Source organism: Acidovorax sp. FG48, assembly GCF_057809085.1.
Genome location: NZ_JBMDJH010000003.1, coordinates 357,082 through 379,735, shown reverse-complemented (window position 1 = coordinate 379,735; position 22,654 = coordinate 357,082). Strand labels below are relative to the sequence as shown.

The window sequence follows — 22,654 nt, the reverse complement described above, 5'->3', positions numbered from 1 at the left end:
AACGGCAGGGGGACGACTACTTGGACAAGTCCACGCCGTACTTCGACGTGCCCTTGCCCGAGCCATCATCGGCCGCCAGCAGCGACACGTTGCCCAGCCCGGCTGCCTGGGCCACGCTGAGCGCATTGGCGCCTGAGCTGAACACCACCGGCCCCGCCACTGTGGCCTTGGCAAAGCGCCAGCTCTTGGCCGCGCCATTGGCAGCGCGGGTCACCGCCGGGTTCTTGCGGATGTAGTCGATCACCACGTCGCGGTTCGCATCGGGCGAGGCCCAGATGGTGCCCGAGCCGTCCAGCTTGTCGATAAAGCTCTTGCCGCTGGTGGCGCGGTAGTTGTTGGTGGCGATCACAAACTCCTGCGCCCCCTCGATGGGTTTGCCCAGGTAGGTCAGGTTCTTGATGCGGCTGCCCACGGGCTGGGTCACGTCGATCTCGTACTGCATGTCCGCCGTGGTGAACATGTCGAAGTTGTAGCCCGGGAAAGTGCTGATGAGCTGCTGCTCGGTGGTCTTGGCCGGGTCGATCTGGTTGAAGCGCTTGGCAGCGGCTTCGAGCCAGTTCTTGATGTCCGCGCCGTTCACCTTCACCGCGTACACCGTGTTGGGGTACAGGTACAGGTCGGCCGCGTTGTTGATGGCCAGCGGGCCCACGGCCACGTCGGTGTAGTCGGCCCCGCCCTGGAAGCCGCTCTTGAACGGCGCGCTCACCGACAGCACGGGCAACGCAGCGTACTGCGGCAGGCTGGCCTTGATGTAAGCCGCCACATAGGCCTGCTGTGCCTGGTTCACGATCTGGATCGCGCCGGGGTCACCCACATCAGCAAACAGCGTGCTCATGCGGAAGTCAGTCTGGCCGATCGGTGTCTTCACATACTGGATCGCAGCTCGGTGCTGGGTCTCTATCAGCGGGGCGATGGCGGGGTCGGCATCCACAGTCACCGTGGCGCCAGCGGCATTCTTGCTCTGGATGTTGCGCAGCTCGCTCTTGCTGGCGGACTTGTTGACCATCCACTTGCTGCCGTCCCACTGCAGCGCCAGCTGCACCACACCCAGGGCCTTGCCCCACGAGCTGGCCATCACGGCGGGCACGCCGTTCACGGTGCCCGCCTTGTGGTCCACGCCCGGCAGGTTGAAGCTGGGGGTGGCTGCGGTGTCGGGGAACACGCCGTGCTGGTGGCCCATCACCATGGCATCAATGCCCGCCACCTTGGACAGGTACAAGCCCGGGTTCTCCATGGTGGCCGAGTAGGCGGCACTGTCGAGCCCGCCGTGCAACAGCGCCACCACAATGTCGGCGCCCTTGGCGCGCAGCTCGGGCACGTACTTGTTGGCGGATTCCACGGCGCCTTCCGTGTAGACCTTGCCTTCGAGGTAGCGCTTGTCCCAGTTCATGATGCCGGGGGTGGTGAAGCCGATCACGCCGATCCTGATCGGCAGCTTCACCTCCTTGCCATCGGTGCCCTTGGCCACCAGCGTGCGTTCCAGCAACGTGTAAGGCTGCACCAGCGGCTTCTTGGTCTTGTTGCTGTACACGTTGGCCAGCACGGCGGGGTAGCCCGCGCCCGCGCATTTCTTGGTGGCATCGACCCCATCCACATCCAACCCACCGCCCAGCACCTGGTTCAGGAAGGGCAGGCCGTAGTTGAACTCGTGGTTGCCCAGCGTGCCCGCATCAAAGCCCAGCGCGCCCATGGCCTTGTACATGGACAGCTGCTGCGTGCAAGGGATGGGGCTGATGGTGGCCTCGTAGTCGGCCAGCGCGGTGCCCTGAATGGTGTCGCCGTTGTCCACCAGCAGCGTGTTGGCAAACTCCTTGCGGGCAGCGCGTACCAGCGTGGCGGTGCGCTCAAAGCCGTAGCTCTTGTCTTCAGCCAGCTTGAAGTAGTCGTAGCTGCGCACATTGAAGTGCAGGTCGGTGGTCTCCAGCACAGCCAGCGTGGCTGTGGCGCCCGCGTTGCTGCTGGCGTTGTCGCTGCTGCCACCGCAGGCGGCCAGCGACGCAGCCAGCGCCACCACACCCAGTGCGGCGACACGGCGTGAAACCTGCGAAGGGGAAATCAGAAAACCCAGAATGCGTTCAGACATGAACAGTCCCTGTTGGAAACAAGGGACCGAGTGTCTGGGCCGGGTTTGACAGCGGTGTGACGTGGCAACGTCGATGCAACACCCTCGCCGCACGCGGCAGTCAGCGGGCCTCGTGGCGGCTCAATCGATGCGGTGCACGTCGCCGTTGTGGGGTGAAGCACTCTCGTGGAACAGGTCTTCCAGAAACTGCACGAGTTCATGCTCTTCGACAAAGTCGGGGATGACAAAGCCCGAGGGCGTGCGCTTGCCGTCAGCGCCCACGCGGTAGGCCTGCCATAGCGCGCCTTCGCGGCGCACTTCGACGATGCGGCCGAACACATTGAAGCGCGGGTACCCATGGGCTTCCGGCTGTTGAGCAGGTGTGGGGATTGGTTCAGCAGCAGTCATAGGAGTTTGTCCAGACGCGAGGGAGCCGTCAGGTTCGCACCGAGGCGATCAAGTCCACCTCCACCGTTGCGTTCTTGGGTAGCTGCAGCACTCCGACCGACGTGCGGGTGTGGGCGCCGGCCTCTCCCAGCACGGCAAACAGCACCTCCGACGCGCCATCGGCCACCTCACTTTGCTGCGTGAACGTGGGCGCCGACTGCACATACACGGTGATGCGCAGGATGGACTGCACGGCATCCAGCGAACCCACGGCGCGCTGCAGCAGCGCCAGCGCCCGCATCGCGCAAACCTTGGCGGCCTTTTGCGCATCGGCCAGCGAGGCATCGGCCCCCGCCGCGCCCGTGACGACCACCGTGTCGCCCACGCGCGGGATCTGCCCGCTCAGGTAGATGTGGTGGCCGTCACGCACCAGCGGGACGTAGTTGCCACCAATCTTGATCTCGCCATCAAAGCGGTAGCCCAGTGCCTGGGCCTGTTCCTCAAATCGCGCATCGCGTGACATGGACATGGGTCTCCTGAAAAAACTGCCGTCTTCGCTGCGGGCTACATGAAGCGCGCAAAAGGGTCTACCAGCGAGGCGATAGACCCGGTGCCGGCCGCCCCACCCTCGTCACGCCGCGCCGATTCATGCCCTGCAGGCACCGGCACGGCGGGCAAGGGCTGCATGCGGCGGCCATACACGCGCTGCACGCGGTCGTCGAGCGTGGGGTGGGTATCCAGCCAGCGCTCCATGCGGCTGCGGCCGGGTACGTCCACCAGCAGCATGTGCTGCACGGCCGGGTGGGCCAGGCCGGTGTGGACGGGGTTCTCGGCATACCCGGCCGGGGTGTCGCGGCGCTGGGCCATGACCTTGCGGAGCACGCCACCCAGGCCATCGCGGCTGCGGGTCCATTGCACCGCGCGTGCGTCGGCCAGGTATTCGCGCTGTCGCGATACGGCGGCCTTGAGCATGCGGCCGGTGAGCCAGCCTGCAAAGCCCGCCACCATGATGGCCGAACCGAACCACCAGGCCAGGCCCCGGCGCTCGCGCATCGTGTCGCCAAAGTTGTAGACCAGCTCCAGCCCGAACACCATGCCCGCCAGGCGCATCTTCAGGCGCGTGTCGCCCTCGTGCAGATGGCTCAGCTCGTGCGCCACCATGCCCTGCATCTCTTCGCGGGTGAGGTAGTCCAGGGCACCCTGCGTCACGGCAATGACGGCGTCGCTCTCGTCCCACCCGGCAGCGAACGCGTTAATGGCATCGGTGCGCGGCATGACCATGATCTGCGGGCGATCCATGTGCGCGGCAATGCACAGCTCGTCCACGATGTTGGACAGCCGCTGCTCGGCGTGCGACAGCGACGGGCGCAACTCGCGCGCGCCCACACGTTGCGCCAGCTTGACACCGCCTGCGCGCAAGTTGGACGTCTCCACCCACCAGCCGCCCAGCACCAGCATCAGCGAGACCCCCACATTGGCGGCCAGAAAACCTTGTGGGAAGGGCAAGTGCACGGGCAGCACCGCCACCATCAGCCACCAGGCCAGCGCCAGGGCCGCATGCACGGCCGCCACCAGAACGACCACAGCGAAGGCAAAACCCAGCAGCAGGCGGCGCGTCTCGCTGCGCGCGTTGTGCTGGTGATCCCAGAACTTCATGGATGTGGCAGTGGAAGGGTCAGAACTTCACCCGGGGCGCGGCGCGCTCTTCGTCGGACTGCGTGGACGCCAGCATGGGCGCGGGCGCAAAACCCAGCAGGCGCGCGACGATGAGGTCCGGGAACTGCGCCGCCGCATCGTTGAACTCCAGCGCCTGGTCGTTGTAGGCCTGGCGCGCAAACCCTAGGCGGTTTTCGGTGCTGGTGATTTCTTCGGACAGCGACTGCATGGTGGCGTCGGCCTTGAGTTCAGGGTAGCTCTCGGCCACCACCATCAGGCGGCCCAAGCTGCCGCCGAGTACGCCTTCGGCCGCCGCCAGCGCGCCCATGGCGCTGGCGCTTTGCGGTGCGGCACGCACCGCCGCAGCCGCGCCCTGCGCCTGGCTGCGGGCCTTGATGACGGCCTCCAGCGTGGCGGCCTCGTGCGCCAGATAGCCACGCGCTACCTCTACCAGGTTGGGGATCAGGTCATAACGGCGCTTGAGCTGCACGTCGATCTGGCCAAACGCGTTGGCAATGCGGTTACGCAACTGCACCAGCCGGTTGTAGACCGCCACAGCCCACAACCCCACCGCGACCAACACAACGACCACGACCCATGCAGTTGCCGACATACCCCACCTCCTATCTATATTTGTTGGAGGAAGCATCTTAGATGCTAGGCCCCAAAATGCCCCGCTCTCGGCGTGTGACCTGCATTTCTTATTCGGTCGGCGCGCACTGAAAAACAATGCGTGACAAGCGTTTCGACATTGGTTAAAAACTATGTTTGCTTATTAACTGTCTTCGTCTTCTTTCCCCATTGATGGCCCGCTGGGCACCCATTGCCGCGAAGCGGGTGGCCCGGTTTTTCCGCATCGCCTGAGCCAAGCAGTGGCCCCGCATCTGCTGCAGATAGCGGTTGCTGCCCTCGGGTTTTGAATCTTTCATGACAAATCCATCTCCCCCTCGGCTGCACTTCATCACCGGCCTGCCTCGATCGGGCTCTACCCTGCTGTCCGCCTTGCTGCTGCAAAACCCGCGCTTTCATGCAGGCATGACCAGTCCAGTAGGTGGCCTTTTCAGGGGCATGCTCAACCAGCTCGGAGCCGGCAGCGAGTTTGGCCCCGTGGTCACCACCGAGCAGCGCAGGCGCCTGGCACGCGGCCTGTTTGACAGCTACTACGCAGACCAGGCATCCAGCAAGGAAGTCATCTTTGACACCAACCGCATGTGGAGTGCGCAGATGCCCGCGCTCATGGACCTGTTCCCCGGCGCCAAGCTCATTGCCTGTGTGCGCAACGTGGCCTGGGTGATGGACAGCATTGAGCGCCGCTACCGCGCCAACCCCTACGAAGTCACCCGCCTGTTTGGCGACGACACCGAGCGCAACACCGTTTACAGCCGGGTGGACACCCTGGCCCAGCGCAACCGCATGGTGGGCTACCCTTGGACGGCGCTCAAAGAGGCCTTTTATGGCGAGCACGCCGAATCACTGCTGGTGGTGGACTACGACCTGCTGGCCCAGGCGCCGCAGAAGGTGCTGCCGCTGATTTACCAGTTTCTGGGCGAGCCCGAATACGCGCACAACTTCGAGCAGGTGAAATACGACGCCCCCGACTTCGACGAAGCCCTGGGCCTGCACGGCCTGCACAAGGTGCGCGCCCGGGTGGCGCTGGAGCCGCGCCAGACCATCCTGCCGCCCGACCTGTTCGAGCAGTACAGCCAGCTCTCGTTCTGGCAGGACGGCAGCCGCAGCCGCGCCAACGTCATCACCGCCAAGAACCATCAAAAATCATAGCTGCTCGCGCTTGCTGCATAAGCGCCAGAGGCCAAAAACACTCAAATAATCCCAAGGAAGACTGCCATGACCGACATTGCCCCCACCGCCAGCCCCGCCCGCAGCATCGTCTTCGTCGACAGCCGCGTGCAAGACGCCGCCACCCTGCTGCAAGGGCTGGACCCCGGAACCGAGGTGGTGTTTCTGCAAGCCGGGCAGGACGGCCTGGCGCAAATGGCCGCCGCGCTGGGTGAACGGGGTGACGTGGCTGCCGTGCAGGTCATCGCCCACGGCAGCGCCGGGCAACTGTGGCTGGGTAGCCGCTTTCTGGACAACACCACCTTGCAGCAGCCCGAGGTGCAGGCCCTGCTGGCCGCGCTGGGCCGAGGCCTGACGGAAGATGGCGACCTGCTGATCTACGCATGCAATACGGCTGAAGGCAGCGAGGGCGCGCAGTTCGTCAGCAACTTGGTTGCACTCACGGGGGCGGATGTCGCTGCGAGTGATGACCGCACGGGGGCGGGGGGCGATTGGGAGCTGGAGATTTCGACGGGGAGCATCGAACAGGCCGCCGTGCTGTCTGCGCAGGGAGAAGTGGCGTACCAGCATGGCCTGGCCACCTTGACGGTGACCAGCAACGCCGACAGCGGCGCTGGCACGCTGCGCCAGGCCATCAGCGATGCAGTCAGCGGGGACATCATTACCTTCAACGCCTCGATGACCATCGGCCTCAGCACGAAGGCTGAGGTTAACTCCGACTCGCTGCTCATCCTGAACAAGAACCTGACCATTGATGGCGATTGGGACAACGACGGCACCGCCGATGTCACGCTGGATGGACAGTACATAGGCCGGGTACTTGAGATCACCTCGGGCACCACCGCCATGCTTGATGGACTGGTGATTACCCATGGTTCGCTCTCGGGTGTCGGCGGCCGAGGGGGCGGCGAGTTCCCTAGCGCCAATGGTGGCAACGCATTGGGCGCGGGTATTTTCAATGCAGGCACGCTGACCATCCTTAACACCAGCGTGACCGCCAACGGCGCTGCCGGAGGCGGTGGCGGAGGGGGTGTGACAGGCCAGTACGTAGGTGGCGGCGGTGGGGGTGGCGGCCCCCTCATCAGTGGCACTGGTCAAGGCACAGGCGCAAAGGGCGGAGATGCGGGCAATGGCGACGACTATTACGCAGGTGTCGCGGGGAGCAGCGGCCTTGGAGGACGTGGCGGGAGCTATGACGGCGTCAATATGGCTGGAAAAGGGGGCGGCGCAAGCGGAGGTGCTGGCGGTTACGGAACCTTTGGTTACTCGAACGGGGGTAGCGGGGCAACGGCGGTCAGCGGGGCGCTCCGTGTTGGTGGCGGCGGCGGCGGCTCAGGCTGGGACGCCATTGGCAAGGCCGGTGGCATGGCCGTCGGCGGCATTTTCAACAACTTTTCAGCAACCATAACTGTCATCGGCAGTTCGGCCATTACCAACAATGTGGGCGCGGGCGGTGGCGGCGGCGGGGGCAGCGGAACGGATTCGGGGTCGCTGCCAAGTCCTCCTGGAAATTTCGATGGAGGTGCCGGAGGTCTTGGCGTAGGTGGTGTCTATAACGCGGGCACATTCAATATCACCAGTGCCAACTACGCAGCGATGACGGGTAATGTGGGCGAAAGTGGCAATGGGGGCTTGGAAGACGGAGCGGGATCTCCGGGCGTGAAGCCCTCAGCCGTCGCGCTGATTGCAAATATCGGCAGCCTGAACACAAATTACGACGTTCCCCCGACCATCACCAGCGCCGCCGTTCCGGCCAACGGCACCTATAAGGCCGGCCATAACCTGGACTTCACGGTCAACTACAACGAGGCCGTGATCGTCAACACGACAGGCGGTACGCCCTTCATCACCCTCGCGCTGGACACCGGCGGCACGGTGCAAGCGGCTTACATCGGGGGCAGTACCACCAACGCCCTGACCTTCCGCTACACCGTGGCCGCAGGCAATCTGGACGCCAATGGCATCGCGGCCGCCACCAGCATCAGCCTGAACGGCGGCACCATCCTAGACAGTGGCAACAACAACGCCCCAACCACCGGCATTCCTTTTGCCAGTACCACCGGGGTGCTGGTGGATGCGGTGGCGCCATCGGTCAGCTCAATCAACCGGGTGGGGGTTGCCACCACCAACGCTAGCAGCGTGGATTACACCGTCACCTTTTCCGAATCGGTGACCGGTGTGAACGCAGGCGACTTCACTCTGATAAGTGCGGGCGCTTCGGGCTCCATCGCTGCGGTCAGCGGCAGCGGCAGCACCTACACGGTGACAGTGAACGGCATCACGGGTGACGGCACCCTGCGGCTGGACCTGAACAATGTGGGCACCGGCATTGCCGACGTGGCTGGCAATGCCATCACCGGCGGCTTTAGCGGGCAGTCCTACACCATCGATAACACCGCGCCCGCAGCGCCCAGCGCGCCAGACTTGGTCTCCGCCAGCGACAGCGGCGTGTCCAGCACCGACAACATCACCAACGACACCACGCCGACCTTCACCGGCACCGCAGAGACGGGAAGTACCGTCACGCTGTATGCAGATGGCATGACCGCACTGGGCAGCGCCGTTGCCACAGGCGGCGTCTGGACGATCACCAGCATCCCCTTGTCGCAGGGCACGCACACCGTGACGGCCAAGGCCACGGATGCGGCAGGCAATGTGGGTGCGGCTTCGGCGGGCTTGTCCGTGACCATTGACACTGCTGCGCCCGCGCTGACCATCACCAGCAATGTGTCGACGTTGAAGATCGGCGAAACGGCCACCATCACCTTCGACTTCAGCGAAGACCCTGGCGCGTCGTTCTCGTGGGACGGCTCGACAGGCGATGTCGTCGTCAGCGGCGGTACGCTGAGCGCCCTCAGCGGCACGGGCCTCATTCGCACGGCCACGTTCACCCCGTCGGCCAACACCAACGGCGGCACCGCCAGCATCACGGTGGCATCTGGCGCGTACACCGATTCCGCTGGCAATAGCGGAGGCGCAGGCGTCACGCCAGCGCTGACCTTCGATACGCTGGCCCCTGCCGCCCCCTCGGCTCCCGACCTGGCCACCGCCAGCGATACGGGCCTGTCCAGCTCAGACAACCTCACCAAGCTCACCACACCCACGATCACGGGGACCGCAGAAGCGGGGGCTACCGTCACGTTGTACGACACCGACGGCATGACCGTGCTGGGCACCGCAACGGCCGATGGCTCAGGCAACTGGTCCATCACCGGCAGCCCATTGGCTTCCGGCACCCATACCTTGAGCGCCAAGGCCACCGACGCGGCGGGCAACGTCAGCAGTGCGTCTGCCGGGCTGACGGTGACCGTGGACGCCAATCCCCCCAGCAAGCCCGCTGCTCCGGTGCTGGCTACAGCGTCGGATATGGGTCAAAGCAACTCCGATGGCATCACCAATCTCACCAGCCTGACTCTGCAAGGTGCGGCCGGCTCGGTGGAGGCCAATGCAACGGTGCACGCCCGCTCCAGTCTGGATGGTGGGCTCACCAACACTGTCGCCAACGCTGACGGTAGTTGGAGTTTGAACGTGACGGGCTTGGCGCAAGGCACCCATCAACTTCAAATTAACGCGACCGATGCGGCGGGCAATACCAGCACTTATTCCGACGCAAGCACGGTCGTCATTGACACCACGGCGCCCACTTTGGCGATCACCAGCAACGTCAGCGCCATCAAGACCGGCGAAACAGCCACCATCACCTTCGACTTCAGCGAAGACCCCGGCAGCACTTTCACCTGGGACGGCAACAGCGGCGATGTGGTGGTCACTGGCGGCACCTTGAGCGCCATCTCAGGCACAGGCGCGACGCGCACCGCCACCTTCACCCCCGACGCAAACACCAACGGAGGTACCGCCAGCATCACCGTGACTGCAGCGTCTTACACCGATATGGCGGGTAATGCGGGTGGGGCTGGCACTACGCCCGCGCTCAGTTTCGACACCCTGGGGCCCTCGACCACGGCCAGTGGTTTCGCCTTCAGCGCTGATAACGGCGCCAGCGCCATCGATCTGGTGACCAACCAGGCGGCGCAGACCATCTCGGGCACGCTGAGCGCCGCGCTGGTGGTGGGTGAATCGGTAGAGGTGTCATTGGACAATGGTTCTACCTGGGCCGTGGCTGCGGCCACGGTAGGTAGCTCCACATGGAGTCTCGCAGGGCAGACCCTGGCAGGTAGCGACACCTTGCAGGCGCGCGTAAAGGACGCTGCGGGAAACACCGGTGCGTCCACCAGCAAGGCCTACGTCCTGGATGTCACGGCGCCCACCTTCAACCCCACAACCGGCAGCGCGCCTGCTGACGACGCCAGCGCTGTACCCGTGAGCGGCAGCTTGGTGCTGTCCTTTAGCGAGGCCCTTGCGTCAATCGACAGTACCAAGGTGTACCTCAAGGATGTGAACACCGATACCTTGGTGGCAGCCACGATCAGTCTTAACGGCAGTGGCAAGCTAGTGATTCAACCGACTGCAGCGCTGCAGAACTCCACCGCGTATTACGTGACCTGGGACTCCAATGCCCTGAAGGATCTCGCTGGTAACGCCGTCGTCGCAGTCGCCAACGAAACTACCTACAACTTCACCACGGAGGCTGCGGAGCCTCCTCCTCCCCCGCCACCACCTGGGGATGGAGATGGCGTAGATGCCGCTGAGGAAGACAGCGTGCCGGGCATTCCCCGCAGCGACGGCGGCACAGTGATAGCTGGCGATGGCAACGGAGACGGCATCAAGGACAGTACACAAGCAGAAGTCACCTCGCTGAACTTCCGCCAGACGGACAGCGTCAGCAGCAACCCTGGCGCCCCCAAAACCCCCGTGACACTGGTGGCTGACAGCAAAGACGGGCAGATCGATCCAGACACGGGCACAGCGCAAATCACCAGCATCAGCCAGAAAGATGCCCCCGCCGATTTACCCGCAGGATTCAGTGCTCCGCTGGGCTTGCTGAGCTTCACAGCCAAGATTGACACCCCCGGGGGCACTGAAAACTTCAGCTTCTACGTGGACGGTAGCCTGGACATCAACGGCTACTACAAGCAAGACGCCAGCGGCACCTGGATCAACCTGGCCAGTCCAGAAAACGGCGGCAAGGTCGTTGTAGAAAACGGCAAGACCCGATTGGACTTTGCCATCCAGGACGGCGGCAAGTTTGACGCCGACGGCAAAGCCGACGGCATCATCACAGACCCCGGAGCCCCTGGCAAATTGGTGCAGGTCACACCAGAGTGCCCATATGACCCATTTCGCAACGACACTGACAAAGACCAGGTGCCGGATGCTATCGAGCTGGCCGCTGGCACCAACGTCAATGTCAAAGACAACAACGTATTTGGAAACAACGGCCAATGGGTCAACCAGCTATGGCGCGATCTTTACGGGCGCGAGGGCTATGGAGACAGCCAGGCTACGCAATTGGCTCAGAGCATCAGCCAAGGCAGTGTGAACAAGACACAAGCGCTTGCCCAAGTACTTAGCAGCCAAGAGTTGGATAACCATGCAGGCGCTGTTCTGCGTCTGTTTCACACCGTGCTGGACCGAAGTCCGAAGATGTGTGGCTACAACTACTGGTTGGGGCAAGCCAACGAGGGGACTAGCGTCCTCGAAATTGGACGAGCCTTTCTGAACTCTCCAGAATTTGTGCAGCAGTACGCTGGGCTGGACAACAGCGCTTTCGTGGACTTCCTATACAAAAATGCGCTCCACCGCATGCCCGATGCTGCTGGCAAGGCGGGGTGGTTACAGCAACTGGAGAGCGGGGCGATGGACCGTGCACAAGTGCTGTACGGAGTCGCTCAATCTGCAGAGGCCAAAGCGGTCATGTCGAGCAAGGTGGCAGTGGATTTGTTGTTCTTGGGGTTGCTCAATCGTGAGCCCAAAGCAGCAGGTGCAGCCTACTGGGAGGGCCAATACCCAGCGATAGGCGATCTGGCGCAGTTTATGACGCTCGCGACTGGTGCTAGCGCCGAGTATCACGACCGGTTTGTGCCAAGCGACGGTTTAGCTGTATCCATCGTAGGAAGTACGCCGGGGGTTTCACCTGACGTGCTGGGTTAAGGAGCCGTCGGCTGGAGCTAGCGGCTGCGATTGATAAGCACGCCGCATTCCTTGGGATGGCTGCCGAGTTCTGCAACTGGCGGCGACTAGGCACTGCCCTAGGCTGGCTACACCCCTTTGTTGCGCATCCAGTCGGCCGTGCCCATGAAGCTTTCCTTCAGCCGCACGCGCAGGTCGGTGGGCACGCCGGTCTCGCCCATGGCCTGGTCCATGCAGGCCACCCACTGGTCGCGCTCCTTGATGCCGATGGCAAACGGCATGTGGCGCGCACGCAGGCGGGGGTGGCCAAACTGGTCGGTGTAGTACGACGGCCCGCCCAGCCAGCCGCACAGAAACATGAACAGCTTTTGCCGGGCCTGGCCCAGATCGCTGCCATGGGCGGCACGCAGCTCGGCGTAACCGGGCTCCAGGTCCATCAGGTCGTAGAAGCGCTCGGTCAGGGCGCGTACGCGTTCTTCGCCGCCGATCCATTCAAAAGGGGTGGTGGCCACGGGGGCCTCTGCGGCGGAGGACGAGGGGGTGGATTCCATGGGGTTGGCAAAAAGAGGTTGCCAGGCGGTGTCGGGAAGCCTTGGATTATAGAAATCCGGGCCTTGTCATGCGCCTGCAGCGCGTGTGGGACAACCACACATCGACACCCGTTGCCCTGTGCCCCGTTACTCCAGCACCGCCCGCAGCTGCCGCGTGGTCACCGCCAGGCGCCGGGCGCCGATCTGGGCCAGGTTGTTCATCACCGTGAGGGCCGCCTCAGGATACTGCCGGGCCCAGGCGTCGAAATGCGCGCGCGACAACCGCACCAGGTGCGCCGGGCCACGTTCGGCGCCCGCGCAGGCACTGCGGGCCGCACCGTTGAGGAAGGCCATCTCGCCAAACGCCATGCCCGGACCGACGGTGGCCAGGCGCAAGCCCTTGTCGGGCGGCCATTGGGTCACCAACGTGATGTGGCCGGACTTGACCACGAGAAGGTCATGGTCCGTATCGCCCGCATGGAACACCACACCATGGGGTGCAACGGCCTGCGGCACCAGCAGCGCCTGCAAGGCCTCGGCCGCGGCCTTGGGCACGCCCTCGCCCACCTCGCCCAGCACATCCCGCTCGGGGTGCACGGGGCGCTGCTCGATGGGCCGCTGGGACAGGATGCCCACCTCGGCCCATTCCAGCGCCCGGTCCAGGTCGGCAAAGGCGCGCACATGCTCTCCGGCATGCTCGGCGGCCATGGGGTCCAAGGCTGCCACGGCTGCGGCGATGCCCTGCTGGTCCAGGTCACGCACCAGCGCCCGCAGTTGGGCCATTGCCGTGCTGTCCCACGCGGGCACACGGCCCGCGTCCAGAATGACCCAGCGATGGCGCGGTAGGAGCAGCATGCGCACCTGCTCGGCCAGATGGGCGGCCACCCCAAAAGACATCACGCCTTGCAGCTCAAACACGGCCACCTGGTTCATGCGCGGCGTCAGCCAGCTGTCCGACCCGGCACGGCGCAAGCGCCGCGAGCGCAGCTCGCCATCCAGACGCACGTGGCGCAGCACCGTGGCGGCAGAGTCGTGCAGCAGCACAAACGTGGCCACCACCAGGCCAGCCACCAGCGCCCCCACGCCCCCCATCACGGCAAACACCAGCGCCACCAGCCAGCTTTGCGCCCAGGTCACCCGCGACCGGCGGGCGTAGCCCAGCGACCACATGAGCCCCGGCACCTGCATCAGCCCCGCCAGCACCAGCCCCCCTGCCAGACAGGCCATGGGCACCCAGTGCAGCCACCACGCGCCAGTGACCGCCACCCCCAGCATGATGGCGGCGTGCCAGCGCGGGGCTTCGCGCGAGGCTCCCGCCTGCGCCAGCACGATGCGCGAACGCGAGGCGCTGGTGGACGCCGGAATCATGCCCACGAGCCCGCACAGTGCACCCAGCAGGCTCTCGCGGCGCAAGGCCAGGTTGGCGTTGCCACGCAGGCCGTGGTCCAGCTCCAGCTCCTGGTTGAACACCAGAATCTCCAGGCTGTTGACCAGCGCCATCAGCACTGCCAACACCACCAGGGCCGAGCCCTGCTGCCGGGCCAGGGCCATCCAGGGAATGCCCGTCCAGTCGGGCAACATGGGCCAGGCAAACACGCTGGGCGGCGCGGCTGGCACGAACACGCTGCCCAGCCCCACGCCCCATACCCCTGCCAGCGCCACGGCCAGTGCCACCACGGCCACCGCCGACAGCAGCCCCGGCATGCGGGGCCAGCGCCGGCGCAGCCCCCAGGCCAGCACCACCACGGCCAGAGCCGCCAGCAGGTGCCAGCCGGTGCGGGCGTCCCACAACGCATCAGCCCCCGCGCCAAAACCATTGCGCACCTGGCCTACCACCATCGACAAGCCCACACCGGCTGCAAACCCGTGGGTGACCGAGATGGGAAGAAACCGCGCCACCGACGCCAGCCGCAACACCCCCAACAGCCACTGGAACACAAAGGCCAAAGCCACCGTGGCACCGCTGACCGCCAGTACCTGGCGCGCGCTCAGGCCCAGGCTGGGGGCCGCGCCGTGGGCGGTTGCCAGCACGGCAGCAAACAGCAACGCCACCACCGTGGTCGGTGCATACACCACCCCGGCGCGGGGCGTCGCCAAGGTCAGCAGCAGGCCGGGTAACGCGGCCGACCACAACGCCAGCGCGGCCAGAGAATGCTCACCCGCCAGCGGGGCAAATGCCAGCAGCCCCAGCCCCACGGCATGGGGCACGGTGACCGCCGCCGCCGACCACGCCGCTGCGGCGCCCGAGGGCTGCGGCGCTGACGGCCCGACCTCAGCACCCGCCGAAGGCCCGGTACGGCGTTGCAGCGCGGCAGTCACGGGTGCGGTCGGTGGCATGGAGGTGTCTAGCAAGCCCCGGGCATTGCGCGCCTACAGGCTGCGCGCTGCAAAGGTGTCGCAGGTCTTGACACTGCCGCTTTGCAGGCCGCTGTTGAACCAGCGCTGCCGCTGGGCGCTGGTGCCGTGCGTGAAGCTCTCGGGCACCACGGCGCCGCCGTTGGCCCGCTGCAGTGCATCGTCGCCAATCTTGGCGGCGGCGTTCATGGCTTCTTCCACATCGCCCTGCTCCAGGATCTGCCGGGCCTTCTGGGCGTGGTGGGCCCAGACCCCCGCAAAGCAGTCGGCCTGCAGTTCCAGCCGCACGGACAGCGCGTTGTATTCGACCTTGCTCACACGGCCCCGCATCTGGTCCACCTTGGCGCTGATGCCGAGCTGGTTCTGCACATGGTGGCCCACCTCGTGGGCAATCACGTAGGCCTGGGCAAAGTCGCCGGGGGCTCCCAACCGGGTCTTGAGGGTTTCGTAAAAGCCGAGGTCGATGTAGACCTTCTGGTCAGCCGGGCAATAGAACGGGCCCATGGCGGCCTGGCCCGTGCCACAGGCGGTGGGCGTGGCGCCCCGGAACAACACCAGCCGCGGGTCCTGGTAGCGACCGCCGCCCTGGCGGAACAACTCGCCCCACACATCCTCCGTGTCCGCGAGCACCGTGGACACGAAACGTGCCATGGTGTCATCGGCCGGAGGCCTGTGGGCAGGGGTATGGGGCTGTGTCTGGACCTGGGGCGCCGGGCCGCCACCGCTGAGCAACCCCAGGATGGTCAAAGGGTTGATGCCCAGCACCCAGCCACCCACCAGCGCGATCACGATGGTGCCGATACCGATGCTGCGCCCCCCGAAAACCGGCGATCCGCCGCCACCTCCGTCATCGCGGCGGTCTTCCACATTGTCGGACTCGCGATTGCCTTCCCATCTCATTGCATCTCTCCAGCGCCCTCACGGCGGGGCGACCAAGCCTGCATGTTACGCGCCGGGACGGCCCCGGCGTGGACGATTTACGATGTGTTCCACCCCGCTTCAGCCCGCCTTTCATGACATCCATGGCCCCTGACACTCCCCACAGTACGCCCCAGGCCGGCCCGGCCATCCTGCTGACTGGTTTTGACCCGTTTGGCGGCGGCGCAAACAACCCCAGCTGGCTCATAGCGCAAGCGCTGCACGGCCAGCGCATTGGATGGCACCAGGTGGTGGCGGCACAGTTGCCCACGGTGTTCGGGCAGTCGTTGCAGCGGCTGCAGTCGCTGCTGCAGGAACACCAGCCCGCCATCACGATGTGCCTGGGCCTGGCCGGCGGGCGGGCAGCGCTGTCCATCGAGCGCATTGGCATCAACATCAACGATGCGCGCATCCCCGACAACTGCGGCGCCCAACCCATCGACACCCCGGTGCAGGCCGGCGGGCCCGCCGCCTACTTTGCCAGCCTGCCCATCAAGGCCATGCTGCGTGGCGTGCAGCGGGCAGGCGTGCCCTGCGAGGTATCGCAGACCGCAGGCACCTTTGTCTGCAACCATGTGCTGTACGGGCTGATGCACTTGCTGGCGCAGGGCGCTGCCCCCCAGGGAGCGCGTGGCGGCTTTGTGCATGTGCCCTGGCTCAGCGGCCAGGGCGAGCCCCATCTGCCCCTGCGCGACATGGTGCGCGGCATCCATGCGGCCCTCTGGGCGGCGGTGCTGGCCCCGCAGGACATTGCGCTGCAGGCAGGGGCCACGCATTGATGAAGTACTGCGTACAGCCACCCTGAGCCGAGACCGCCCTGCCCTGTGGTCCCGTACCCGGCGTCGGTGAGGGGTTCTCCGCTCCCAGGCCGCCTGCACGCTGTGTAAAGTCCGCGCATGCCTTTTGTCCCCTCTTTCGCATCCTCTGGCCTGCTGGACGCGGCCGCCACCGCCGAGCGCTTGCCCTGGTCCGCACTGGCCGATGAAATAGCCGCTATGCTCCAGGACAACAGCGTGGTGGTACCCCAGCGGGCCGTGCTGCCGCTGGCACAAGGCGGCAGCCTGTTTGTGATGCCCGCCACGGATCAGGCGGTGGCCATGACCAAGCTCATCACCCTGACCCCGGGCAATGCAGGCACCGGGCGCCCGTCGATCCAGGGCGATGTGGTGGTGTTTGACATCGCCACGGGCGAGCGCCGGCTGGTGCTTCATGGTCCCACCGTCACCGCACGGCGCACCGCCGCAGCGTCGCTGCTGGCCGCCCAGCGGCTGGCGCAGGTGCCACAAGGGCCTTTGCTCATCGTAGGCGCAGGGGTGCAGGGCCTGGCGCACGCCGAGGCCTTCATCCACGGCCTCGGCGTGCGCGAGGTGTGGATTGCCTCCCGCAGCCGCGCCAGCGCCGAGGCCCTCGCGGCGCAAGTGCAAGCGCTGGGCGCCCAGGCTCGGGTGGTGCCCGACGCCGATGCCGCCATGCCTCATTGCCCGCTGATCGCCACCTGCACCACCGGCAAGGCCGTGGTGCTCAGCGCCGTTCCCCAGCCCGAAACGTTCATCGCAGCGGTGGGCGCCTTCACGCCCGTCATGGTGGAGCTGGCCCCAGGCCTGTGCCAGCACATCGCGCAGCACGGACGCATCGTGGTGGACACCAGCGATGCGCTGCACGAGGCGGGCGATCTGCTGCAGGCGGGCCTGGATGTGGCCGCTCTCCCCACACTGGGCGATGTGGTGCGTGACCACCGCAATGCGGCGCTGAAGCACCCACCGGGCCCGGTGCTGTTCAAAAGCTGCGGCTGGGCCGGCTGGGACCTGGCAGCCGCCCGGCTGGCATTGCGCCATGCCAGCCCGGCCCTGGCAGCGATGGACTCCGTGACCGCAACGCCTGCATGATGTTCATCACCCGCTTTTCAGACCACAGCCTGCGCATGCAGATCGCGCTGGTATTTGGCACTCTGGTGGTGGGCCTGTCGGTGTTGTTGTCGCTGGGGTTTGGCGAACTGCTCAAGCACCGCATCCAGCGCGATGCAGGCAACTCGTTGCAGGTGGTGGCCGAAAACGCCGGCAAGCTCTTGGCCCTGGGCCTCATGCAGCGCAGCCTGGAGGCCGAGGTGATGGCCAGTGCCGAAGTGGTCTGGTCCAAGGGGCTCGACTCTGCCGAAGCGCAACACATGCTGGCTCGCAGCCAGGCCATGCAACCCACCAATGTGTGGATTGGCGTGGCCGACGCGCAAGGCGTGGTGCGCAATGCCACGAACGGCCTGCTGGTGGGGCAGAGCGTGGCGCAGCGCCCCTGGTTTCAGCACGGCCTGCAAGGAGTGCATGTGGGCGACGTGCATGCAGCACAGTTGCTCGAATCCCTGCTGCCTCCCACCGCGACGGGCGAGCCGCACCGTTTTGTGGACTTTGCCGCCCCCATCCGCATCGGCCCCACCACCGTGGGCGTATTCGCCATCCACGGCAGCTGGCAATGGACCCGCGAGGTGCTCGAAAGCCTCACGCCCGCTTCGTCTGACGAGAGCGCGCTGGAACTGTTCATCTTTGACCGGCAAGGCACCCTGATCTTTGCCCCCGGCGGGCGGACCGAGGTGATGCGGGCCGCCGGGCAGCGGCTGCCCGAGGGCATTCAGATCAACAACAACCGCGACGGCGGCAGCACGCAGACCACCGTGGCACGGTGGCAGGACGGCAAACGCTACCTGACCGCAGCCACGCAGCTGCAACCACGCAATGCCGCCAGCGACCTGGGCTGGCGCATCGTGGCGCGCCAACCCGTGGAGCTGGCTTTTGCCGAGGCCGACGACACCGTGCAGCTGGCGCTCGCCATCGGTCTGGTTGCCGCTCTGTTCGCCTCGGCCCTGGCCTGGCTGGCCGCGCGGCGCCTGAGCGTGGACCTGTATGCGCTGGCCGATGCCGCCAGCGGGGTGGAGGCGGGCCGCCCAGGCAGTGATATCCCGGCCATGCAGAGCAGCCGCGAAGTGCAGCAGCTCTCGCAGTCTCTGGGCCGCATGACGCACCACTTGCTGGCCGCCCGTGAAGCCATGGAAGAAAAGGTGCGGCTGCGCACGCTGGAACTGGAAGCCGCCAACCGCGCCCTGGACCTGCAGGCGCGCACTGACGCCCTGACCGGCCTGCTAAACCGGCGTGGCTTCGAGACACAAATGGCCTTTGCCGTGGCGCTGGCGCGGCGCAGCAGCCGTCCGTTGAGCCTGATCACCGTGGACGTGGACCACTTCAAGCGGGTGAACGACACCTACGGACACGAGGCGGGGGACGAGGTGCTGCGGCGCCTGGCGCGCACGCTGGAGTCCCGCCTGCGGGGCTCGGACGTGGTGGCCCGGCTAGGGGGTGAGGAGTTTGTGGCGCTGTTGCCCGACACCGACCTGAACGGCGCCCAATCGATTGCACTAGCCCTGGTCACGGCCATGGCGGAGCAGCAGGACCCGGTGGTGGGGACGATCACCGTCAGCGCGGGCGTCGCCACGATGCGCGGCGCGGAAGACAACGGTGCCGCCATGCTGCGAAGAGGCGACGCAGCGCTCTACGAGGCCAAAGGGCAGGGACGCAACCGGGTTTGTGTGGAAGCTTGAGCCGGCGTCAGAGCCTTCCGAGAACAAGCACCCTGTCAGTGCCCGCTGGATACTGCCCCGGCCTCCAGCACCGGTGCATCGAAGTACGGCCGCAGCTGGGCCGCCAGTTCCTGCAAGCTGGCATCCGGCCCCTGGGCTGCCAGCGCCAGCCGCTCCAGCGCGTAAGGCCGGTGGCCCAGCATCATCGACATGTTCACGCAATGGCCTTGCGCGGCCATGCGCAGCACGAAGTCGTTAAGGAGTTCACAAGGCCAATAGGTGTTGGTGTGGGCGTGGTGGGCGTGACAGTCCGCGTCTGCCGCGTCCCGCGCCGTATCAGCCGGCTGAAACGCAGAGGCCACCGGCGAAGCGGCTGGCGTTTTGGCTTTGGCGGCGACCGCAGCGCCCTGCGCAGGTGCCAGGGCACGGACGGGCGCAAAGAAAAAACTTGAGGCGACAGCGGACATCAGCATGGTGAGACTCCATCAGCCCCCATCTCCCGGGGGGCATGTCACCGATGCTAAAAAACTTACCGATGCTTGCATTTCAGCCAAGGCGCATGGCGCTTGTAGGACACCGCCCCTGGCCACGGGGCGGGTACCCAGCGCGCCGCAGAGACTGTCAGGCCTTGGGCAGCGTCACGCCCACCTGGCCCTGGTACTTCCCGCCCCGGTCGCGGTAGCTGACCTCGCAGACGTCGTCCTTGTCGCTTTCGAAGAACAGCACCTGGGCACAGCCTTCGCCGGCATAGATGCGTGCGGGCAACGGCGTGGTGTTGCTGAACTCCAGCGTCACATACCCTTCCCACTCGGGCTCGAACGGGGTCACGTTGACGATGATGCCGCAGCGCGCGTAGGTGCTTTTGCCCAGGCAGATGGTGAGCACGTTGCGCGGGATGCGGAAGTATTCGACCGTGCGGGCCAGCGCAAAGCTGTTGGGCGGGATGATGCAGCTGTCGCCTTCGAAATCGACAAAGCTCTTTTCGTCGAAGTTCTTCGGGTCCACCACGGTGCTGTGGATGTTGGTGAACACCTTGAATTCGGGCGCACAGCGGATGTCGTAGCCGTAGCTGCTGGTACCGTAGCTGATGATCTTGCGGCCCTCGACCTCGCGCACCTGACCGGGCTCGAAGGGCTCGATCATGCCGTGCTCGGCCGCCATGCGGCGGATCCATTTGTCGCTCTTGATGCTCATGCTGGAGATTCCTCGGCAAAAATACTACGATTTTTATAGCTACTGGCGCTTGATACCCCAGCGCCTAAGACGTATTTTGCTTGAGAATTTCACCGCCGCCGCCAGAGAGCGCGGCAACCAAGCTAGGGCTTAGCGAACTCCAGGGCATTTACCGGGCTCCGCGCCCCGTCGTCATCGACGAGGTACAAGGTGGAGCCCTGCAACTCAAACACGCCACAATCCACCTGCGTAATGCGGTAGTAGTCGCGGCACACCTGGTTGCCCTTGAACTTCCAGCTCTTGCCAAAGTTAGTGCCGCCTTCAGGACCAGAGTCCAACTTTCCGGCTGGTTTGAAGTGAACAAAAAATCGCTTACCGGATTTTCCGCTGGTCACCACCATCTTGGTGATCGCATCCTCCTTGATGAGCAGGGACTTGACCTCCGCCTCAGTAAATACCCGATCCGGCCCACAGGGTAGCCATTGCGGCGCACCAACCCGAGCCTCGCAGGCCGCAGATGCGGGATCCTTGGGTGGGTCTTGCGCCAGCGCCGCCATCGGCGACAGAGAGGCGATCAGCAGCAGGCCAAACAAATATTTGGTTGGAGGCATATAACTCACCCTGAACAAAAAATGCACGCGCCGCGCGCCCATCGCACGGCATCCAGCATCAGCACACTGTGCCGCCGTCCTCGGCTCAAATACATCCTGCAAATGCAGTATGGACGAAGTAGCAATTCTGCGGTACGGCGCCAAACATGAGGACTTTGGGCCGTTTGCGGCCCGGCGCAATGGGCTTGCTTTGTTTTAACCGGCCTGACCAATCACTGCCCTCTCCACCACGCGGTCGTCACCGAGCACGATCAGCGCAAACAAAAGCTCATCCAGGTTGCGCGCCTGGCGCGTCTTGCGCGCCAAAAGCGGCGTGGCTTCGGGGTTCAGCACCACAAAATCGGCCTCGCAGCCCGGCTGCAGATTGCCCACCACACCCGCCAGCCCCAGCGCCTTCGCAGCACCGGCGGTGTGTTGCCACCACAGTTGCTGGGGCGACAGGCTCAGGCCCTGCTTGGTCTGGCCCTCCCGCCCCACGTAGTACGCGGCCAGCATGGTGTGGAAGGGGCTGAAGCTGGTGCCCCCGCCCACATCGCTGGCCAGGCCGTAGCCGAAGCCCACCCGGTCGGCCCCCGCGTAGTCGAAGAACCCGCTGCCCAGAAAAAGATTGCTGGTGGGGCTGACCGCAGCCACGGCACCGGTGTCACGCATCAGCGCCCGGTCATCGTCGTCGAAGTGGATGCAGTGGGCATACACCGCACGCTCGCGCATCAGGCCAAAGTCGTCGTACACGCCCAGGTAGCTGCGTGCGGCGGGGAACAGCTCGCGCGCCCAGCGGATTTCGTCGCGGTTTTCGGCCACGTGGGATTGAATCCACACATCGGGGTAGCGCGCAGCCAGCTCGCCCGCGCCGCGCAATTGCTCATGGGTGCTGGTGGGCGCGAAGCGGGGAGTGATGGCGTAGCCGAGCCGGTCCACGCCGTGCCAGCGCCGGATGAGCGCCTCGGTGTCGATCAGGCTCTGCTCGGTGTCGTCGCGCACACCGTCGGGCGAGTGGCGGTCCTGCAGCACCTTGCCGGTGATGAGGCGCATCTGCTGCCGTTGGGCCTCGGCAAACAAGGCGTCCACCGACTCGGGGTGAGACGTCGAGAACGCCAGGGCTGTGGTCACACCGTTGCGCAGCAACTCGGCCACAAAAAATTCGGCCACCTGGGCGCTGTAGCCAGGGTCTACGAACCGCGACTCGTGGGGAAAGGTGTAGTTCTCCAGCCAGGGCAGCAGGCCATCGGCGGGCGAGCCGATCACGTCCGTCTGCGGAAAGTGGATGTGCATGTCCACAAACCCCGGGGCCAGAATGCGCCCCGGCAAATGCACCACTGGCTCTCCGGCGAACTGGGGCGCGAGGGTCTGCCAGGCACCGGCTGCCAGCACCCGCTGGCGGCCCTGGGCATCCGGGCCAATGGCCAGCAGGCCATCTTCGTCATAGAGGGCGCGGCCGTCATCGGCAAAACGCAAAAGGGCGGAACGGTAAACAGGCATGGCGGCAAGCTTAGCGGCAGGGGGCGCCGTTTGTATATGCAGCACCCCATAGTGGCTATGGGGTTCGGGGAACGCAGAGAGTAATAACGATGGG

Annotated in this window: 17 protein-coding genes; 5 read left to right on the top strand and 12 right to left on the bottom strand. The window is 65.4% G+C overall.

Annotated elements, in window-relative coordinates; translation table 11 throughout:
- Window positions 1–16: 16 nt before the first annotated feature.
- From ACODSU_RS06620 to ACODSU_RS06600, 5 genes are all read right to left on the bottom strand, one after another.
- Complete coding sequence (locus ACODSU_RS06620) at window positions 17–2,083, bottom strand: bifunctional 2',3'-cyclic-nucleotide 2'-phosphodiesterase/3'-nucleotidase (RefSeq protein ID WP_488840978.1); 2,067 nt, start codon at window positions 2,081–2,083, stop codon at window positions 17–19.
- 120 nt (window positions 2,084–2,203) lie between these two features.
- Window positions 2,204–2,470 carry a DUF7661 family protein gene (locus ACODSU_RS06615; RefSeq protein ID WP_422848947.1) on the bottom strand — a complete coding sequence of 89 codons (267 nt, stop codon included), beginning with the start codon at window positions 2,468–2,470 and terminating at the stop codon, window positions 2,204–2,206.
- 28 nt (window positions 2,471–2,498) lie between these two features.
- Window positions 2,499–2,972: a RidA family protein gene (locus ACODSU_RS06610; RefSeq protein ID WP_422849629.1), complete on the bottom strand. Its 474-nt coding sequence runs from the start codon at window positions 2,970–2,972 to the stop codon at window positions 2,499–2,501.
- A gap of 41 nt (window positions 2,973–3,013) precedes the next feature.
- The gene (locus ACODSU_RS06605) at window positions 3,014–4,105 is read right to left on the bottom strand and encodes a M48 family metalloprotease (protein WP_488840976.1); all 1,092 of its coding nucleotides are present in this window, start codon (window positions 4,103–4,105) and stop codon (window positions 3,014–3,016) included.
- A gap of 19 nt (window positions 4,106–4,124) precedes the next feature.
- The gene (locus ACODSU_RS06600) at window positions 4,125–4,718 is read right to left on the bottom strand and encodes a LemA family protein (protein ID WP_015012900.1); all 594 of its coding nucleotides are present in this window, start codon (window positions 4,716–4,718) and stop codon (window positions 4,125–4,127) included.
- A 314-nt stretch (window positions 4,719–5,032) separates the two neighbouring features.
- On the opposite strand from ACODSU_RS06600, the gene ACODSU_RS06595 reads away from it, so the two are divergent.
- Window positions 5,033–5,884, top strand: a complete 852-nt coding sequence (locus ACODSU_RS06595; RefSeq protein ID WP_488840974.1) for a sulfotransferase family protein — start codon at window positions 5,033–5,035, stop codon at window positions 5,882–5,884.
- Between the two features lie 66 nt (window positions 5,885–5,950).
- On the top strand, window positions 5,951–11,953 hold the full coding sequence (locus tag ACODSU_RS06590; RefSeq protein WP_488840972.1) for an Ig-like domain-containing protein: 6,003 nt from the start codon (window positions 5,951–5,953) through the stop codon (window positions 11,951–11,953).
- Window positions 11,954–12,060: 107 nt separating this feature from the next.
- Here the strand turns inward: ACODSU_RS06590 and ACODSU_RS06585 are convergent, their stop codons facing one another.
- The 3 genes from ACODSU_RS06585 to ypfJ all read right to left on the bottom strand — a co-directional run bounded on the left by ACODSU_RS06585 (window position 12,061) and on the right by ypfJ (window position 15,717).
- On the bottom strand, window positions 12,061–12,483 hold the full coding sequence (locus tag ACODSU_RS06585) for a group II truncated hemoglobin (protein WP_110959517.1): 423 nt from the start codon (window positions 12,481–12,483) through the stop codon (window positions 12,061–12,063).
- A gap of 126 nt (window positions 12,484–12,609) precedes the next feature.
- Window positions 12,610–14,799: a cyclic nucleotide-binding domain-containing protein gene (locus tag ACODSU_RS06580; protein WP_488840970.1), complete on the bottom strand. Its 2,190-nt coding sequence runs from the start codon at window positions 14,797–14,799 to the stop codon at window positions 12,610–12,612.
- Between the two features lie 33 nt (window positions 14,800–14,832).
- On the bottom strand, window positions 14,833–15,717 hold the full coding sequence (ypfJ, locus tag ACODSU_RS06575; RefSeq protein ID WP_110959519.1) for a KPN_02809 family neutral zinc metallopeptidase: 885 nt from the start codon (window positions 15,715–15,717) through the stop codon (window positions 14,833–14,835).
- Between the two features lie 122 nt (window positions 15,718–15,839).
- On the opposite strand from ypfJ, the gene pcp reads away from it, so the two are divergent.
- From pcp to ACODSU_RS06560, 3 genes are all read left to right on the top strand, one after another.
- Window positions 15,840–16,514, top strand: coding sequence for a pyroglutamyl-peptidase I (gene pcp, locus ACODSU_RS06570; protein WP_488840968.1), 675 nt, complete (start codon window positions 15,840–15,842; stop codon window positions 16,512–16,514).
- A gap of 117 nt (window positions 16,515–16,631) precedes the next feature.
- The gene (locus ACODSU_RS06565; protein ID WP_476017068.1) at window positions 16,632–17,621 is read left to right on the top strand and encodes a delta(1)-pyrroline-2-carboxylate reductase family protein; all 990 of its coding nucleotides are present in this window, start codon (window positions 16,632–16,634) and stop codon (window positions 17,619–17,621) included.
- Window positions 17,618–19,318 (top strand): sensor domain-containing diguanylate cyclase, encoded by a 1,701-nt coding sequence (locus tag ACODSU_RS06560; RefSeq protein WP_488840965.1) that lies wholly within the window; start codon window positions 17,618–17,620, stop codon window positions 19,316–19,318. Before ACODSU_RS06565 ends, ACODSU_RS06560 begins: the two co-directional genes overlap by 4 nt.
- Before the next feature lie 35 nt (window positions 19,319–19,353).
- Here ACODSU_RS06560 and ACODSU_RS06555 read toward each other — a convergent pair whose 3' ends face one another.
- The 4 genes from ACODSU_RS06555 to guaD all read right to left on the bottom strand — a co-directional run bounded on the left by ACODSU_RS06555 (window position 19,354) and on the right by guaD (window position 22,560).
- Window positions 19,354–19,770, bottom strand: coding sequence for a hypothetical protein (locus ACODSU_RS06555; protein ID WP_488840963.1), 417 nt, complete (start codon window positions 19,768–19,770; stop codon window positions 19,354–19,356).
- Window positions 19,771–19,918: 148 nt separating this feature from the next.
- The gene (dcd, locus tag ACODSU_RS06550; protein ID WP_015012892.1) at window positions 19,919–20,491 is read right to left on the bottom strand and encodes a dCTP deaminase; all 573 of its coding nucleotides are present in this window, start codon (window positions 20,489–20,491) and stop codon (window positions 19,919–19,921) included.
- Between the two features lie 122 nt (window positions 20,492–20,613).
- Window positions 20,614–21,081, bottom strand: a complete 468-nt coding sequence (locus ACODSU_RS06545) for a hypothetical protein (RefSeq protein ID WP_488840961.1) — start codon at window positions 21,079–21,081, stop codon at window positions 20,614–20,616.
- Between the two features lie 195 nt (window positions 21,082–21,276).
- Window positions 21,277–22,560, bottom strand: a complete 1,284-nt coding sequence (gene guaD / locus ACODSU_RS06540; protein ID WP_488840959.1) for a guanine deaminase — start codon at window positions 22,558–22,560, stop codon at window positions 21,277–21,279.
- Window positions 22,561–22,654 lie beyond the last annotated feature (94 nt).

Excerpts from the sequence above, each read along its gene's own strand:
- ypfJ (WP_110959519.1), bottom strand. The coding sequence starts at position 15,717 with ATGAGATGGGAAGGCAATCGCGAGTCCGACAATGTGGAAGACCGCCGC.
- ACODSU_RS06605 (WP_488840976.1), bottom strand. The coding sequence starts at position 4,105 with ATGAAGTTCTGGGATCACCAGCACAACGCGCGCAGCGAGACGCGCCGC.
- ACODSU_RS06560 (WP_488840965.1), top strand. The coding sequence starts at position 17,618 with ATGATGTTCATCACCCGCTTTTCAGACCACAGCCTGCGCATGCAGATC.
- ACODSU_RS06545 (WP_488840961.1), bottom strand. The coding sequence starts at position 21,081 with ATGCCTCCAACCAAATATTTGTTTGGCCTGCTGCTGATCGCCTCTCTG.
- ACODSU_RS06585 (WP_110959517.1), bottom strand. The coding sequence starts at position 12,483 with ATGGAATCCACCCCCTCGTCCTCCGCCGCAGAGGCCCCCGTGGCCACC.
- ACODSU_RS06590 (WP_488840972.1), top strand. The coding sequence starts at position 5,951 with ATGACCGACATTGCCCCCACCGCCAGCCCCGCCCGCAGCATCGTCTTC.
- ACODSU_RS06610 (WP_422849629.1), bottom strand. The coding sequence starts at position 2,972 with ATGTCACGCGATGCGCGATTTGAGGAACAGGCCCAGGCACTGGGCTAC.
- ACODSU_RS06600 (WP_015012900.1), bottom strand. The coding sequence starts at position 4,718 with ATGTCGGCAACTGCATGGGTCGTGGTCGTTGTGTTGGTCGCGGTGGGG.
- guaD (WP_488840959.1), bottom strand. The coding sequence starts at position 22,560 with ATGCCTGTTTACCGTTCCGCCCTTTTGCGTTTTGCCGATGACGGCCGC.
- ACODSU_RS06615 (WP_422848947.1), bottom strand. The coding sequence starts at position 2,470 with ATGACTGCTGCTGAACCAATCCCCACACCTGCTCAACAGCCGGAAGCC.
- ACODSU_RS06620 (WP_488840978.1), bottom strand. The coding sequence starts at position 2,083 with ATGTCTGAACGCATTCTGGGTTTTCTGATTTCCCCTTCGCAGGTTTCA.
- ACODSU_RS06595 (WP_488840974.1), top strand. The coding sequence starts at position 5,033 with ATGACAAATCCATCTCCCCCTCGGCTGCACTTCATCACCGGCCTGCCT.
- ACODSU_RS06580 (WP_488840970.1), bottom strand. The coding sequence starts at position 14,799 with ATGCCACCGACCGCACCCGTGACTGCCGCGCTGCAACGCCGTACCGGG.
- dcd (WP_015012892.1), bottom strand. The coding sequence starts at position 20,491 with ATGAGCATCAAGAGCGACAAATGGATCCGCCGCATGGCGGCCGAGCAC.
- pcp (WP_488840968.1), top strand. The coding sequence starts at position 15,840 with ATGGCCCCTGACACTCCCCACAGTACGCCCCAGGCCGGCCCGGCCATC.
- ACODSU_RS06565 (WP_476017068.1), top strand. The coding sequence starts at position 16,632 with ATGCCTTTTGTCCCCTCTTTCGCATCCTCTGGCCTGCTGGACGCGGCC.
- ACODSU_RS06555 (WP_488840963.1), bottom strand. The coding sequence starts at position 19,770 with ATGCTGATGTCCGCTGTCGCCTCAAGTTTTTTCTTTGCGCCCGTCCGT.